Raw genomic sequence first — 13,620 nt, 5'->3', positions numbered from 1 at the left:
CACACTGTAGGCCGGGTAAGCGTAGCGCCGCCCGGCTTTGCATTTAAATCCACAACAAGAAGCCCCATATATGAAAAACGCAACGTTCTATCTTCTGGACAATGACGCCACCGTCGACGGCCTGAGCGCCGTCGAGCAGCTGGTGTGTGACATTGCCGCAGAACGTTGGCGCAACGGCAAGCGCGTCCTGATCGCCTGCGAAGATGAACAGCAGGCGATTCGCCTCGACGAGGCGCTGTGGTCGCGGCCGCCGGAAAGCTTTGTGCCGCATAATCTGGCGGGCGAAGGCCCGAGAGGCGGCGCGCCGGTAGAGATTGCCTGGCCGCAAAAGCGCAACAGCAGCCCGCGGGATATTCTTATCAGCCTGCGGCTAAACTTTGCAGATTTTGCCACCGCTTTCGCAGAAGTGATAGACTTTGTCCCTTACGAAGACAATCTGAAACAACTGGCGCGCGAACGCTATAAGGCGTACCGCATGGCTGGTTTCAACCTGAACACGGCAACCTGGAAATAATGGAAAAGACATACAACCCACAAGATATCGAACAGCCGCTTTACGAGCACTGGGAAAAGCAGGGCTATTTCAAACCGAATGGTGATGAAAGCCAGGAGAGCTTCTGCATCATGATCCCGCCGCCGAACGTCACCGGCAGTTTGCATATGGGTCATGCCTTCCAGCAAACCATCATGGATACCATGATTCGCTACCAGCGCATGCAGGGCAAAAACACCCTGTGGCAGGCCGGTACCGACCACGCAGGTATCGCTACCCAGATGGTGGTTGAGCGTAAGATTGCCGCTGAAGAAGGGAAAACCCGCCACGACTACGGCCGCGACGCCTTTATCGACAAAATCTGGCAGTGGAAAGCGGAATCCGGCGGCACCATTACCCGTCAGATGCGCCGTCTCGGCAACTCCGTGGACTGGGAGCGCGAGCGCTTCACCATGGACGAGGGGCTTTCCAATGCCGTGAAAGAAGTCTTTGTTCGCCTGTACAAAGAAGACCTGATCTACCGCGGCAAACGCCTGGTTAACTGGGACCCGAAACTGCGCACCGCCATTTCCGACCTCGAAGTGGAAAACCGCGAATCGAAAGGTTCCATGTGGCACATCCGCTACCCGCTGGCCGATGGCGCGAAAACCGCTGACGGTAAAGATTACCTGGTGGTCGCCACCACCCGTCCGGAAACCCTGCTGGGCGATACCGGCGTGGCCGTTAACCCGGAAGATCCGCGCTACAAAGATCTGATTGGCAAATTCGTGGTGCTGCCGCTGGTTAACCGCCGCATCCCGATCGTGGGCGACGAACACGCCGACATGGAAAAAGGCACCGGCTGCGTGAAGATCACCCCGGCGCACGACTTTAACGACTACGAAGTGGGTCGTCGTCACCAGCTGCCGATGATCAACATCCTTACCTTTGACGGCGACATCCGCGAAAGCGCGGAAGTCTACGACACCAAAGGCAATGAATCCGACGTCTACTCCAGCGAGATCCCGGCGGAGTTCCAGAAACTGGAACGCTTCGCGGCGCGTAAAGCCGTTGTTGCGGCAGTTGACGCCCTCGGCCTGCTGGAAGAGATCAAACCGCACGACCTGACCGTCCCTTACGGCGATCGCGGCGGCGTGGTGATCGAGCCGATGCTGACCGACCAGTGGTACGTGCGCGCGGACGTGTTGGCCAAGCCAGCAGTCGAAGCCGTTGAAAACGGCGACATTCAGTTCGTGCCGAAGCAGTACGAAAACATGTACTTCTCCTGGATGCGCGATATTCAGGACTGGTGTATCTCCCGTCAGCTGTGGTGGGGTCACCGCATCCCGGCATGGTATGACAACGACGGCAACGTCTACGTAGGCCGTAGCGAAGACGAAGTGCGTCAGGAAAACAACCTGAGCGCCGACGTTGCCCTGCGTCAGGATGAAGACGTTCTCGATACCTGGTTCTCCTCCGCGCTGTGGACCTTCTCCACCCTCGGCTGGCCGGAAAACACCGACGCCCTGCGTCAGTTCCACCCGACCAGCGTGATGGTGTCCGGCTTCGACATTATCTTCTTCTGGATCGCCCGCATGATCATGATGACCATGCACTTCATCAAAGATGAAAACGGTAAACCGCAGGTTCCGTTTAAGACCGTCTACATGACCGGTCTGATCCGCGATGACGAAGGCCAGAAGATGTCCAAATCCAAGGGTAACGTTATCGACCCGCTGGATATGGTTGACGGCATCACCCTGCCGGAGCTGCTGGAGAAACGTACCGGCAACATGATGCAGCCGCAGCTGGCGGAGAAAATTCGTAAGCGCACCGAGAAACAGTTCCCGAACGGCATCGAGCCGCACGGCACCGACGCCCTGCGCTTTACCCTGGCGGCGCTGGCCTCTACCGGCCGCGACATCAACTGGGATATGAAGCGTCTGGAAGGTTACCGTAACTTCTGTAACAAGCTGTGGAACGCCAGCCGCTTTGTGCTGATGAACACCGAAGATCAGGATTGCGGCTTCAACGGCGGCGAGATGGTGCTCTCCCTGGCCGACCGCTGGATCCTTGCGGAATTCAACCACACCGTCAAAGCGTATCGCGAAGCGCTGGATAACTTCCGCTTCGATATCGCCGCCGGCATCCTGTATGAGTTCACCTGGAACCAGTTCTGCGACTGGTACCTGGAGCTGACCAAGCCGGTCATGAACGGCGGCAGCGAAGCGGAACTGCGCGGGACTCGCCATACGCTGGTGACCGTGCTGGAAGGTCTGCTGCGCCTGGCGCACCCGATTATTCCTTTCATCACCGAGACCATCTGGCAGCGCGTGAAGGTCATTTGCGGTATTAACGCTGACACCATCATGCTGCAGCCGTTCCCGCAGTATGAGGCTTCTCAGGTTGATGAAGCGGCGCTGGCGGATACCGAATGGCTGAAGCAGGCGATCGTTGCCGTACGTAACATCCGGGCGGAAATGAACATTGCTCCGGGCAAGCCGCTGGAACTGCTGCTGCGCGGCTGCAGCAAAGATGCCGAGCGCCGTGTTAACGACAACCGTAGCTTCCTGCTGAACCTGGCGCGTCTGGAAAGCATCACCGTGCTGCCTGCCGATGATAAAGGTCCGGTTTCCGTGACTAAGATTATCGACGGCGCCGAGCTGCTGATCCCGATGGCGGGCCTTATCGACAAAGAAGCCGAGCTGGCGCGTCTGGCGAAAGAAGTGGCGAAAGTCGAAGCGGAAATCGGCCGTATCGAAAGCAAGCTGTCCAATGAAGGTTTTGTGGCCCGCGCGCCGGAAGCGGTTATCGCCAAAGAGCGTGAGAAGCTGGAAGGCTACGCGGAAGCGAAAGCGAAGCTGATTGAACAGCAGGCGGTGATCGCCGCGCTGTGATCCTCCCGCCCCTTGCCACCCGGCAAGGGGCGTTTTTTATGAAACATCCTCGCTTGCGCTTTCCCCTGTCGCGATGTTATTAACATCATCATTCGTCTTTTTTGGGTAATGAGTCATTGTATGAATACGAGCGTCCCCGCGGCGACGTTGCTGCGTCGCATTACGGCGGCAGACAATGCCGCCATCGCCAGGGTCATCCGCCAGGTCTCGGCTGAATATGGCCTGACCGCCGATAAAGGCTATACGGTCGCCGACCCGAATCTCGATGAGCTGTATGAGCTGTATAGCCAGCCGGGCTCCGCCTACTGGGTGGTGGAGCAAGAGGGGGAAGTGGTTGGCGGCGGCGGCGTCGCGCCGCTCGCCTGCAGCGAGCCGGATATTTGCGAGCTGCAGAAAATGTATTTTATGACCAGCGCCCGCGGCCAGGGGCTGGCGAAGAAGCTGGCGCTGCTGGCGCTGGACTACGCCCGCGAACAAGGATTTAAGCGCTGCTATCTGGAAACCACCGCCTTCCTGACGGAGGCGATCGGCTTATATGAACATCTCGGCTTCGAGCACATTGACGGACCGCTGGGCTGCACCGGCCACGTGGACTGCGAAGTACGGATGCTGAAAACGCTGTAGCGCCTCGATATCGCAGGCGTCCCCGGTAGCGCTACGCTTACCGGGGCTACAGTTCGGTAGCCCGGTTAAGCGTAGCGCGAGCCGGGTATGTCCCGAATGGCACCTTACCCGTGCTCGCGGTGCCGTTTTTTTGTCGGGTGGCGGCTAACCTTACCCGACCTACGGCCCGTACCATTGCGAGCTGAAGCTCTCAACGCTATCTCTCCCCATGGCTACTGAAACTGCCGGTGTTAGTGACTACCGGGCCCGAATATCGTGGGTTACGCCGCTACCGGCACACCGCTGTGAAAGCGGAACTCGGCCTCCGGACGGAGGATCAACGCCGCTTCCGCCTCGCCGAGCTGGCGCACCCGCTCGCTGATATCTTCTCCGGCAATCTTCTGCGCCAGATCCAGATAGTCCTGATAGTGACGCGCCTCGGAGCGCAGCAGCGACAGGTAGAACTTCTGCAGATCGTCGTCCAGCCACGGCGCCAGGGCGGCAAAGCGTTCGCAGGAGCGGGCCTCGATATAGGCGCCGCAGATCAGCTTATCGATCAGCATCACCGGCTCATGCGAGCGCACTTCGCGCCGCAGGCCGCGGGCATAGTTGCTGGCGGTGATTTTGACGTAGGGGATATCGCGCGCCAGCATCATCTCCCGCACCTGCCAGAAGTGATGCAGTTCCTCTTTAATCAATAAAATCATGCTGTCCAGCAGCTGGCGGCCCCACGGGTCGTCGGTCTGCGGCATGGCGCTTTTGTTGATCCGTTTATGCAGGGCGACAAAATCCGGCTCCGGCCCCCGGCGGTAGGTGAAGTCTTCGTACGGCTTCAGGCAGGCCAACAGTTCGTCGGCGTCAGCTTTATCCGCGACGTAGCGACGCACCAGCAGCATGGCGTTCTGCGCCGCTTTCAGCTCGCACACCATATGGTCGGTCAGTAGCAGCGGCAGGTTTTCCGGCTTGCGGGCTTCGTCAATCCACGCCTGCGGCGTCGGGCAGTGCAGGAAGTTGATAATCGGGGAAAGAATCTGCGGGTAATCCATGAAAGTTCCTTGCTATACGGCGGCAGGCGCCGCCGTATCCATCTACGACATTTGCGACTTAGTGGCGAACACCATCGTCGTCTTCATCGACATACTCTTCGTCATCGTCGTCGCCGTCTTCACCGTTCGGGTCCTCATAATAGGTGCCCCAACCGTCATACTCGACGTCATATTTTTCTGCCAGCGTCATCAGCTGTTCAACCTGGGCATCGATCAGGTCTGCGTTCAGCGCGCATTCGCTCAGAATATCGCAGCAGATGACCATGTCACCCTCTTCCACTTCCAGCTCTTCGGGCTCGGTCACTTCGTAGCCCAGCTTGAACGCTTCAACCGCCACTTTCTCCAGGGTTTCGAAATCGTCTGCAGAGAGGTGATGCTCAATCGTGTACAGTGCGTCCGGATCGCTGCCATCTTCCAGCAGCTCTTCGATAATCAGACGCGTCTCTTCACGCTGTTCTTCCAGGTGTTCCGGGTTTGCCATGGCTCGTTCCTCATAATGTGCGGCAGTTATCCCTATTGTCACATACCGCCGTCATTGCCTCCACTTCTCAGTGAAAGATTTCGATCACAGACTTGCAAATGAATATTCATACATATAAATTGAATTTTAATTCAATTAGTGGCCTATGCCAGGTGAGGGAACCATGTCTGCGTTTTACCAGAAGCATTTTTTAAAGTTACTCGATTTTACGCCTGCAGAAATCACCGCCCTGCTCGAGCTGGCGGCAAAGCTGAAAGCCGATAAGAAAAACGGTATCGAAGTCCAGAAACTGGCAGGAAAAAACATCGCGCTCATCTTCGAAAAAGACTCAACCCGTACACGATGCTCTTTCGAAGTTGCCGCATACGATCAAGGCGCCCGCGTGACCTATCTGGGGCCCAGCGGCAGCCAGATTGGCCATAAAGAGTCGATCAAGGACACCGCCCGCGTGCTCGGACGGATGTACGACGGCATTCAGTACCGCGGCCACGGCCAGGAAGTGGTAGAGACCCTGGCGCAATACGCCGGCGTGCCGGTGTGGAACGGTCTCACCAACGAGTTCCACCCCACCCAGCTGCTGGCGGACCTGCTGACCATGAAAGAGCATCTGCCGGGCAAAGCCTTTAACCAGATGACGCTGGTCTACGCCGGCGACGCGCGCAACAACATGGGCAATTCGATGCTGGAAGCCGCCGCGTTGACCGGTCTGGATCTGCGCCTGGTGGCGCCATCGGCCTGCTGGCCGGAGGCCGCGCTGGTGGAGACCTGCACCGCGCTGGCCAAACAGCAGGGCGGCAACATCACCCTGACGGAAGATATCGCCGCAGGGGTGAAAGGCGCCGATTTTATCTATACCGACGTCTGGGTCTCGATGGGCGAGGCGAAGGAAAAATGGGCCGAACGTATCGCCCTGCTGCGCGACTATCAGGTTAACAGCGCGATGCTGGCGCTGACCGGCAACCCGCAGGTCAAGTTCCTCCACTGCCTGCCGGCGTTCCACGACGACCAGACCACGCTGGGCAAACAGATGGCTGCCGATTACGGCCTGCACGGCGGCATGGAGGTGACTGACGAGGTGTTTGAGTCGGCGGCGAGCGTGGTCTTCGACCAGGCGGAAAACCGGATGCACACCATCAAAGCGGTGATGGTGGCGACGCTGAGCAAATAACCCCTCGCTCGCGGCTGTCTCCCGGATGGCACGGCGTTCATCCGGGATTCGGTTCGCCATTTTACGCCATCAGCATCTTCACCACCGCTTTGCGCACCTTCGCCGGGGCGCCAACGGCGCACAGCGGTTTATGCACTTCGCCGGGATAAAACACCACAAAGTCCCCTTCGTTAAGGATCACCGTTTTCTCCTGCTGGCCTTCGGCAAGAAAAGCGATGTCTTTCTCCGCCAGCCAGTCGGTCTGCGGCTCTCCTGGCGGCAAGGTGCTGAAGGTCATCCCCTCGCTGCCGCGGAGCACAATCTGGATATCGAGATAGCGAGCATGGTATTCCGCGCGGCGCGCGGCCTGCGGCTCGGTGGTGTCTTCAGAAATCAGATAAAACAGGTTGTCGCCGTCGATAGCGTGTTTACCCAGCGGCGTCGCCTCGCTGACCTGAGCGATAACGTGTTCGATAGCCTCGCGCAGCCCGGCAGGCAGCCATGGCTGCAGATGGTGGATATTGCCAATAATCATTGCTTACCTCAAATATAAAACAGCATTTCATTTTATCGTGTTATACCCCCATCGCGGCTGCCATACCAGTACAGTTTCACGCTTCTTTGCGCTGGCGCACTTTTCGACAGGCAAACGATTACCTGTTTGTGAATGAATCGCTTGATCGTCATAACGGTCTGCGTATAATGCCAGTCGTTTTGCCGGGAGGAAGCATGGCCAATTGCGTACGACATTCTGTCTTAGCGCGTCTCAATGCAGACGCTGGCCTGCCGTTTTTCTTTCCGTTGCTCATTGGATTCCCGAAGCCCCTTATTTAAGGGGCTTTTTTTTTGCCCAGGCGTCAGGAGATAAGCATGGCTAACCCGCTATATCAAAAACATATCATTTCCATAAACGATCTCAGCCGCGAAGACCTCGAACTGGTGCTGGCGACGGCGGCAAAGCTGAAAGCCAATCCACAACCCGAGCTGCTGAAGCATAAGGTTATCGCCAGCTGTTTCTTTGAAGCCTCGACCCGCACCCGCCTCTCTTTTGAAACCTCGATGCACCGCCTGGGCGCCAGCGTGGTCGGCTTTTCCGACAGCGCCAACACCTCACTGGGCAAAAAAGGGGAAACGCTGGCGGATACCATCTCCGTCATCAGCACCTACGTCGACGCCATCGTGATGCGTCATCCGCAGGAGGGCGCCGCGCGCCTGGCGACCGAATTCTCCGGCGGCGTGCCGGTACTGAACGCCGGCGACGGCGCTAACCAGCACCCGACCCAAACCCTGCTCGACCTGTTCACCATTCAGGAGACCCAGGGCCGCCTCGAAAACCTCAACGTGGCGATGGTCGGCGATCTGAAGTATGGCCGTACCGTCCACTCCCTGACCCAGGCGCTGGCCAAATTCAACGGCAACCGCTTCTACTTCATCGCCCCGGACGCGCTGGCCATGCCGCAGTACATCCTCGATATGCTCGATGAAAAAGGCATCGCCTGGAGCCTGCATAGCGCCATCGACGACGTGATGGCGGAAGTGGATATTCTGTACATGACCCGCGTGCAGAAAGAGCGTCTGGATCCGTCGGAATACGCCAACGTCAAAGCGCAGTTCGTCCTGCGCGCCGCCGACCTCGAAGGGGCGCGCGCCAATATGAAGGTGCTGCACCCGCTGCCGCGCATTGATGAAATCACCACCGATGTCGATAAAACACCGCACGCCTGGTACTTCCAGCAGGCCGGTAACGGCATCTTCGCCCGCCAGGCGTTACTGGCACTGGTACTGAATAGCGAGCTGGCACTGTAAGGGGGAATGAGAGATGACACACGACAATAAACTGCAGGTAGAAGCGATCAAACGCGGCACCGTGATTGACCATATCCCGGCGCAGGTCGGCTTTAAGCTGCTCACCCTGTTCAAACTGACCGAAACCGACCAGCGCATCACCATCGGCCTGAACCTGCCCTCCGGCGAGATGGGCCGCAAGGATTTGATTAAAATCGAGAACACCTTCCTGACCGACGAGCAGGTTAACCAGCTGTCGCTGTACGCCCCGCAGGCGACGGTAAACCGCATTGATGATTACGAAGTGGTGGGCAAATCCCGCCCGAGCCTGCCGGATCGTATCGACAGCGTGCTGGTCTGCCCGAACAGCAACTGTATCAGCCACGCCGAACCGGTTTCTTCCAGTTTTGCAGTGAAAAAACGCGCTGATGACATCGCACTCAAATGCAAATACTGCGAAAAAGAGTTTTCTCATTATGTGGTGCTGGCCAACTAAATGCGGTTGGTATTGGTGGTAGGCCTCCCTATAATGGCTACCACCCTACGCTTCGTCCTTCAGGCGGCGTCTGCGCCGGCGATACAGCGCTTACCGCCTGGCGGCAACCTGAATGATTTTGCGTAACATTACTCAGTTCATCTGGAGATAACATGAGCAAAACTATTGCGACGGAAAATGCACCAGCGGCGATTGGCCCCTACGTTCAGGGCGTTGACCTCGGCAGCATGATCATCACCTCTGGCCAGATCCCGGTCGACCCGAAAACCGGCAGCGTCCCGGAAGACGTGTCCGCGCAGGCGCGCCAGTCGCTGAACAACGTGAAAGCGATCGTTGAAGCCGCAGGCCTCACCGTCGGCGATATCGTCAAGACCACCGTATTCGTCAAAGACCTCAACGATTTCGCTACCGTTAACGCCACTTACGAAGCGTTCTTCACCGAGCATAACGCCACCTTCCCGGCGCGCTCCTGCGTTGAAGTCGCACGTCTGCCGAAAGACGTGAAGATCGAGATCGAAGCCATCGCCGTGCGTCGCTGATCGCTCTCGTCGGCATGAAAAAAGGCAGCCAGTGGCTGCCTTTTTTACGTGGTTCATCCGAAAACGCGTCCCTCACTGCCAGCCGTAGCGGCGGCTGTAGAAGCCCTTCACGGCCTGGGTCAGCACCATATAGCCCGCCAGGATCGCCACCAGCCATGGGAAGTAGCTCAGCGGCAGGGCCTGCAGCTGCAGGTAGCTAGCCAGCGGCGAGAACGGCAGCGCGATACCCACCGCCATCACCACCAGGGTCATGGCGAACAGCGGCCAGGCGGCCCGGCTCTGAACGAACGGAATGCGCCGGGTGCGGATCATGTGCACAATCAGCGTTTGCGACAGCAGCCCTTCGATAAACCAGCCGGACTGGAACAGGGTCTGCATCTCCACGGTATTGGCGTGGAACACCCACCACATCAGGCCGAAGGTGAGGATATCGAAAATCGAGCTGATCGGTCCAAAGAAGACCATAAAGCGCCCGAGATCGGCCGGGTTCCAGCGCTGCGGCTTGCGGATCTGCTCATCATCGACGTTATCAAACGGGATCGCCACCTGGGAGACATCGTACAGCAGGTTCTGAATCAACAGGTGCAGCGGCAGCATCGGCAGAAACGGCAGGAAGGCGCTGGCCACCAGCACGCTGAAAACGTTGCCGAAGTTGGAGCTGGCGGTCATTTTGATGTACTTGAGCATGTTGGCGAAGGTGCGGCGGCCTTCGATTACCCCCTCCTCCAGTACCATCAGGCTCTTCTCCAGCAGAATGATATCCGCCGCCTCGCGGGCGATATCCACCGCGCCGTCGACCGAGATGCCGATATCCGCCGCGCGCAGCGCCGGGGCGTCGTTGATGCCGTCGCCCATAAAGCCCACCACGTGACCTTCACGCTTGAGCAGCGTCACGATACGCTCTTTATGCAGCGGCGCCAGGCGGGCGAACAGCGTGGTGCGTTTGGCCAGCGCCGCCAGTTCGTCGTCGCTCATGGCTTCGATCTGGCTGCCAATCACCACTTCGCCAGCATCCAGTCCCACTTCATGGCACACCTTCGCCGCCACCAGCTCGCTGTCGCCGGTGAGGATCTTCACCGTGATGCCGCTGGCCTTCAGCGCCTTCAGCGCCGGGGCGGTGGTCTCTTTCGGCGGATCGAGGAAGGCGATGTAGCCTTCAAGGATCAGGTCCGACTCATCGGCGCGCTGGTAGTCGCCTTCGCGGGCCGGCAGGTATTTAGTCGCCACCGCCACCACCCGTAGCCCCTGCCGGTTGAGGGTATCGGTCACCCGGCGAATACGGCGCAGCATGGTGTCGTCCAGCGGTACGATATCGCCGTTGTAGCGCACCTGGGTCGAGACGTTGAGGATCTCCTGCAGCGCCCCTTTACAGATCAGCTGATGCGCGGCGTCATCCTCCTTCACCACCACCGACATGCGGCGGCGTTCGAAGTCGAAGGGGATCTCATCTACCTTCTGCCAGCGTTCCGCCAGCCCGCGGGCGGCATCCAGCTCAACGCCCTCCAGCACCGCGGTGTCGAGCAGGTTTTTCAGGCCGGTCTGGTAGTGGCTGTTGAGCCAGGCGGCATGCAGTACCCGCTCGCAGACCTTGCCGGAGACGTCGGTATGGTTCTCCAGCACAATCTTATCCTGGGTCAGGGTGCCGGTTTTATCAGTGCAGAGGATGTCCATCGCGCCGAAATTCTGAATGGCGTCGAGGTGCTTTACGATGACCTTTTGCTTCGACAGCTTCACCGCCCCGCGCGCCAGCGTCGAAGTGACGATCATCGGCAGCATCTCCGGCGTCAAGCCGACCGCCACCGACAGCGCGAATAGCGCCGCCTCCCACCAGTCGCCTTTGGTGTAGCCATTGATCAGCAGCACCACCGGGGCCATCACCAGCATAAAGCGGATCAGCAGCATGCTGACCCGGCTGATGCCTTTCTGAAAGGCGTTCGGCTCGCTCTCCTGTTCACTGACGCGGCCGGCCAGCTGCCCAAACCAGGTGCGGCCGCCGGTGGCGAAGACGATGGCCTGCGCCGAGCCGCTCACCACGTTGGTGCCCATAAAGCACAGGGTGTCACACTCCAGCGGGTTTTGCTGCAGCGGATCGCGGCTGCGGGCCACTTTCTCCACCGGCAGCGATTCGCCGGTCAGCGAGGCCTGGGCGACGAATAAATCCCGTGCCTGCAGGATACGCAGGTCCGCCGGGATCATATCCCCCGCCGACAACCGGATAATGTCGCCCGGCACCAGCTGGTCGATAGGCAGCTCCAGCCAGCGGCTCTCCCCCTGCTCGTTCACCACCCGCAGCACGGTGGCGGTGTTGCTCACCATCGCCTTCAGCGCATCCGCTGCTTTGGTCGAGCGCGCCTCCTGGATGAAATTGAGCAATGTCGAGATCCCCACCATCAGGGCGATAACCCCGGCGGCGAACAGATCCTCGGTGGAATAGGAGACGATGCCGAGCACGGTCAGCAGCAGGTTGAACGGGTTGCGATAGCAGGTCCACAGATGCACCCACCACGGGGAGGGCTTCTGCGCCGGGATCTGGTTGTCACCATGTTTGAGGATTTTCGCCGCCACTTCGCCTTCATTGAGCCCTTCAGGGTGGCTGTCAAAGGCGCGCCAGATCTCCTGGTCGTCCATCGCCGCCACGTTCAGGCAATGCTGACCAAGCGATTCAGGAATGGGGCCACTCGCCAGATGGCGGGCGTCCGGCAGCGGATCGCGCTGGACTAAACGACGTGGCAGATGGCGGCTAAGCTGCGCGAACAGCTGCCGGGTATAATTTTTCAGCATAAACAGTCCCTCCGCGCTCGCCAAAGCGAACGCAGCGTTGCCGACGGGCGTAGCAAAACCTACCTGTCAGGCATGTTATTTTTATGGCAGGGACATCAAGGACGTCACTGCTTTACGCTTTCCGGTAAAGCAGTGTTAAACAGGCTTACCGGAAAGAAAGGTTGCTCCATCGAGGATGAGGAGTGGGATCGGGGTCCATAACTATCTCCGGTAAGTGAATATAAACGGCGCGAATTATAGCGCCCTCGCTGAGGATTGTGTGGCAATAATGGCGATGATAAACCCGCGCAACTAAACCGAACGTAAACCAGACTTTGCTCATTGCGGTTTGGTTGAGTAGCATTAGGCTCACTTCTACCATCCCTGACGAGAATTCCGCATGCAGAACCGGCTGACCATCAAAGATATCGCGCGCTTAAGCGGCGTAGGGAAATCGACGGTATCCCGCGTCCTTAACAACGAGAGCGGGGTCAGCGAACGGACCCGCGAGCGCGTCGAAGCGGTGATGCAGCAGCACGGTTTCTCGCCCTCCCGTTCCGCCCGCGCCATGCGCGGCCAGAGCGATAAAGTGGTGGCGATTATCGTCACCCGTCTCGATTCGCTGTCGGAAAACCTTGCCGTGCAGACCATGCTGCCCGCCTTTTATGAGCAGGGTTACGATCCGATTATGATGGAGAGCCAGTTCTCCCCGGCGTTGGTGGTGGAGCATCTCGGCATGCTCGCCCGGCGCAATATTGACGGCGTGGTACTGTTCGGTTTTACCGGCATCGACGAAGCGATGCTCGCCCCCTGGCGCGACACCCTGGTGCTGATGGCCCGCGACGCTCCCGGCTTCGCCTCGGTGTGCTATGACGACGAGGGGGCCATCACGCTGCTGATGCAGCGGCTCTACGATCGCGGACACCGCCACATCAGTTTTCTTGGCGTACCGCACAGCGACGTCACCACCGGCGAACGCCGCCATCTGGCCTACCTCGCCTTCTGTAAAAAGCATCGTCTGACGCCCACCGCCGCCCTGCCGGGGCTGGGCATGAAGCAGGGATATGACACCGTCGCCAGCGTGCTGACGGCTGAAACCAGCGCCCTGGTCTGCGCGACGGATACCCTCGCCCTCGGCGCCAGCAAGTACCTCCAGCAGCAGGGTCGCGATGCGCTGCAGCTCGCCAGCGTCGGCAGCACGCCGCTGATGAAGTTTCTCCACCCGGAAATCTTGACCGTCGATCCGGGCTATGCCGAGTCCGGACGCCGGGCCGCCCGGCAGTTGATCGAGCAGATCGCCGGCAGCGTCGATCCCCGCCAGATCGTGATTCCCGCCGCCCTCAATTAATCTCGCTCGGGCGATTTATGTGATCGTCGCCGGGTTTCGGGAACGT

At 59.0% G+C, this 13,620-nt stretch carries 16 protein-coding genes; 11 read left to right on the top strand and 5 right to left on the bottom strand.

The window, feature by feature from the left end:
* Positions 1 to 70: 70 nt before the first annotated feature.
* The 3 genes from holC (at position 71) to KHQ23_RS24240 (ending at position 3,993) form a co-directional block, all read left to right on the top strand.
* Positions 71 to 514 carry a DNA polymerase III subunit chi gene (gene holC / locus KHQ23_RS24250; protein WP_032435480.1) on the top strand — a complete coding sequence of 148 codons (444 nt, stop codon included), beginning with the start codon at positions 71 to 73 and terminating at the stop codon, positions 512 to 514.
* Positions 514 to 3,369 (top strand): valine--tRNA ligase, encoded by a 2,856-nt coding sequence (locus tag KHQ23_RS24245; RefSeq protein ID WP_032435478.1) that lies wholly within the window; start codon positions 514 to 516, stop codon positions 3,367 to 3,369. Before holC ends, KHQ23_RS24245 begins: the two co-directional genes overlap by 1 nt.
* Positions 3,370 to 3,489: 120 nt before the next feature.
* Complete coding sequence (locus KHQ23_RS24240; protein ID WP_004152275.1) at positions 3,490 to 3,993, top strand: GNAT family N-acetyltransferase; 504 nt, start codon at positions 3,490 to 3,492, stop codon at positions 3,991 to 3,993.
* Between the two features lie 260 nt (positions 3,994 to 4,253).
* Here the strand turns inward: KHQ23_RS24240 and miaE are convergent, their stop codons facing one another.
* Positions 4,254 to 5,018, bottom strand: a complete 765-nt coding sequence (gene miaE / locus KHQ23_RS24235; protein ID WP_004186726.1) for a tRNA isopentenyl-2-thiomethyl-A-37 hydroxylase MiaE — start codon at positions 5,016 to 5,018, stop codon at positions 4,254 to 4,256.
* Positions 5,019 to 5,076: 58 nt separating this feature from the next.
* The gene (gene rraB, locus KHQ23_RS24230) at positions 5,077 to 5,499 is read right to left on the bottom strand and encodes a ribonuclease E inhibitor RraB (protein WP_002886947.1); all 423 of its coding nucleotides are present in this window, start codon (positions 5,497 to 5,499) and stop codon (positions 5,077 to 5,079) included.
* 98 nt (positions 5,500 to 5,597) lie between these two features.
* Here rraB and KHQ23_RS26660 point away from each other — a divergent pair, with 98 nt between their 5' ends.
* Positions 5,598 to 5,693: a hypothetical protein gene (locus KHQ23_RS26660; RefSeq protein ID WP_370736902.1), complete on the top strand. Its 96-nt coding sequence runs from the start codon at positions 5,598 to 5,600 to the stop codon at positions 5,691 to 5,693.
* Positions 5,663 to 6,667 carry an ornithine carbamoyltransferase gene (argF, locus tag KHQ23_RS24225; RefSeq protein ID WP_004178387.1) on the top strand — a complete coding sequence of 335 codons (1,005 nt, stop codon included), beginning with the start codon at positions 5,663 to 5,665 and terminating at the stop codon, positions 6,665 to 6,667. The genes KHQ23_RS26660 and argF overlap by 31 nt, the downstream gene beginning before the upstream one ends.
* 61 nt (positions 6,668 to 6,728) lie before the next feature.
* Here argF and KHQ23_RS24220 read toward each other — a convergent pair whose 3' ends face one another.
* Positions 6,729 to 7,181, bottom strand: coding sequence for a YhcH/YjgK/YiaL family protein (locus KHQ23_RS24220; protein WP_023159555.1), 453 nt, complete (start codon positions 7,179 to 7,181; stop codon positions 6,729 to 6,731).
* Positions 7,182 to 7,375: 194 nt separating this feature from the next.
* Here KHQ23_RS24220 and KHQ23_RS24215 point away from each other — a divergent pair, with 194 nt between their 5' ends.
* The 5 genes from KHQ23_RS24215 (at position 7,376) to ridA (ending at position 9,466) form a co-directional block, all read left to right on the top strand.
* The gene (locus KHQ23_RS24215; RefSeq protein WP_002886930.1) at positions 7,376 to 7,480 is read left to right on the top strand and encodes a pyrBI operon leader peptide; all 105 of its coding nucleotides are present in this window, start codon (positions 7,376 to 7,378) and stop codon (positions 7,478 to 7,480) included.
* Positions 7,455 to 7,514: a pyrBI operon leader peptide gene (locus KHQ23_RS26655; protein WP_227650304.1), complete on the top strand. Its 60-nt coding sequence runs from the start codon at positions 7,455 to 7,457 to the stop codon at positions 7,512 to 7,514. The genes KHQ23_RS24215 and KHQ23_RS26655 overlap by 26 nt, the downstream gene beginning before the upstream one ends.
* A 2-nt stretch (positions 7,515 to 7,516) precedes the next feature.
* Positions 7,517 to 8,452 carry an aspartate carbamoyltransferase gene (gene pyrB, locus KHQ23_RS24210; RefSeq protein WP_002886928.1) on the top strand — a complete coding sequence of 312 codons (936 nt, stop codon included), beginning with the start codon at positions 7,517 to 7,519 and terminating at the stop codon, positions 8,450 to 8,452.
* Between the two features lie 13 nt (positions 8,453 to 8,465).
* Entirely contained in the window at positions 8,466 to 8,927 is a 462-nt protein-coding gene (gene pyrI / locus KHQ23_RS24205) for an aspartate carbamoyltransferase regulatory subunit (RefSeq protein WP_002886927.1), read from the top strand.
* Between the two features lie 152 nt (positions 8,928 to 9,079).
* A complete protein-coding gene (ridA, locus tag KHQ23_RS24200) occupies positions 9,080 to 9,466 on the top strand; it encodes a 2-iminobutanoate/2-iminopropanoate deaminase (protein ID WP_002886926.1) in 387 nt (128 codons plus the stop codon).
* Positions 9,467 to 9,538: 72 nt separating this feature from the next.
* Here ridA and mgtA read toward each other — a convergent pair whose 3' ends face one another.
* Positions 9,539 to 12,247: a magnesium-translocating P-type ATPase gene (gene mgtA / locus KHQ23_RS24195; protein ID WP_004152273.1), complete on the bottom strand. Its 2,709-nt coding sequence runs from the start codon at positions 12,245 to 12,247 to the stop codon at positions 9,539 to 9,541.
* Between the two features lie 145 nt (positions 12,248 to 12,392).
* Positions 12,393 to 12,446 carry a mgtA regulatory leader peptide MgtL gene (gene mgtL / locus KHQ23_RS26650; RefSeq protein WP_219340445.1) on the bottom strand — a complete coding sequence of 18 codons (54 nt, stop codon included), beginning with the start codon at positions 12,444 to 12,446 and terminating at the stop codon, positions 12,393 to 12,395.
* A 180-nt stretch (positions 12,447 to 12,626) separates the two neighbouring features.
* On the opposite strand from mgtL, the gene treR reads away from it, so the two are divergent.
* A complete protein-coding gene (gene treR, locus KHQ23_RS24190; RefSeq protein ID WP_015959314.1) occupies positions 12,627 to 13,574 on the top strand; it encodes a trehalose operon repressor TreR in 948 nt (315 codons plus the stop codon).
* Positions 13,575 to 13,620 lie beyond the last annotated feature (46 nt).

Source organism: Klebsiella sp. 64 (assembly GCF_018223915.1).
Lineage (GTDB): Bacteria > Pseudomonadota > Gammaproteobacteria > Enterobacterales > Enterobacteriaceae > Klebsiella > Klebsiella pneumoniae.
The sequence above is the reverse complement of the archived record's forward strand: the minus strand, read 5'-3'. Positions and strand labels throughout refer to the sequence as shown.

Coding starts and splice junctions, on each gene's coding strand:
- KHQ23_RS24220 (WP_023159555.1), bottom strand. CDS start 7,181: ATGATTATTGGCAATATCCACCATCTGCAGCCATGGCTGCCTGCCGGG.
- treR (WP_015959314.1), top strand. CDS start 12,627: ATGCAGAACCGGCTGACCATCAAAGATATCGCGCGCTTAAGCGGCGTA.
- holC (WP_032435480.1), top strand. CDS start 71: ATGAAAAACGCAACGTTCTATCTTCTGGACAATGACGCCACCGTCGAC.
- ridA (WP_002886926.1), top strand. CDS start 9,080: ATGAGCAAAACTATTGCGACGGAAAATGCACCAGCGGCGATTGGCCCC.
- rraB (WP_002886947.1), bottom strand. CDS start 5,499: ATGGCAAACCCGGAACACCTGGAAGAACAGCGTGAAGAGACGCGTCTG.
- KHQ23_RS26660 (WP_370736902.1), top strand. CDS start 5,598: ATGAATATTCATACATATAAATTGAATTTTAATTCAATTAGTGGCCTA.
- pyrB (WP_002886928.1), top strand. CDS start 7,517: ATGGCTAACCCGCTATATCAAAAACATATCATTTCCATAAACGATCTC.
- KHQ23_RS24240 (WP_004152275.1), top strand. CDS start 3,490: ATGAATACGAGCGTCCCCGCGGCGACGTTGCTGCGTCGCATTACGGCG.
- KHQ23_RS24245 (WP_032435478.1), top strand. CDS start 514: ATGGAAAAGACATACAACCCACAAGATATCGAACAGCCGCTTTACGAG.
- pyrI (WP_002886927.1), top strand. CDS start 8,466: ATGACACACGACAATAAACTGCAGGTAGAAGCGATCAAACGCGGCACC.
- miaE (WP_004186726.1), bottom strand. CDS start 5,018: ATGGATTACCCGCAGATTCTTTCCCCGATTATCAACTTCCTGCACTGC.
- argF (WP_004178387.1), top strand. CDS start 5,663: ATGTCTGCGTTTTACCAGAAGCATTTTTTAAAGTTACTCGATTTTACG.
- KHQ23_RS24215 (WP_002886930.1), top strand. CDS start 7,376: ATGGCCAATTGCGTACGACATTCTGTCTTAGCGCGTCTCAATGCAGAC.
- mgtA (WP_004152273.1), bottom strand. CDS start 12,247: ATGCTGAAAAATTATACCCGGCAGCTGTTCGCGCAGCTTAGCCGCCAT.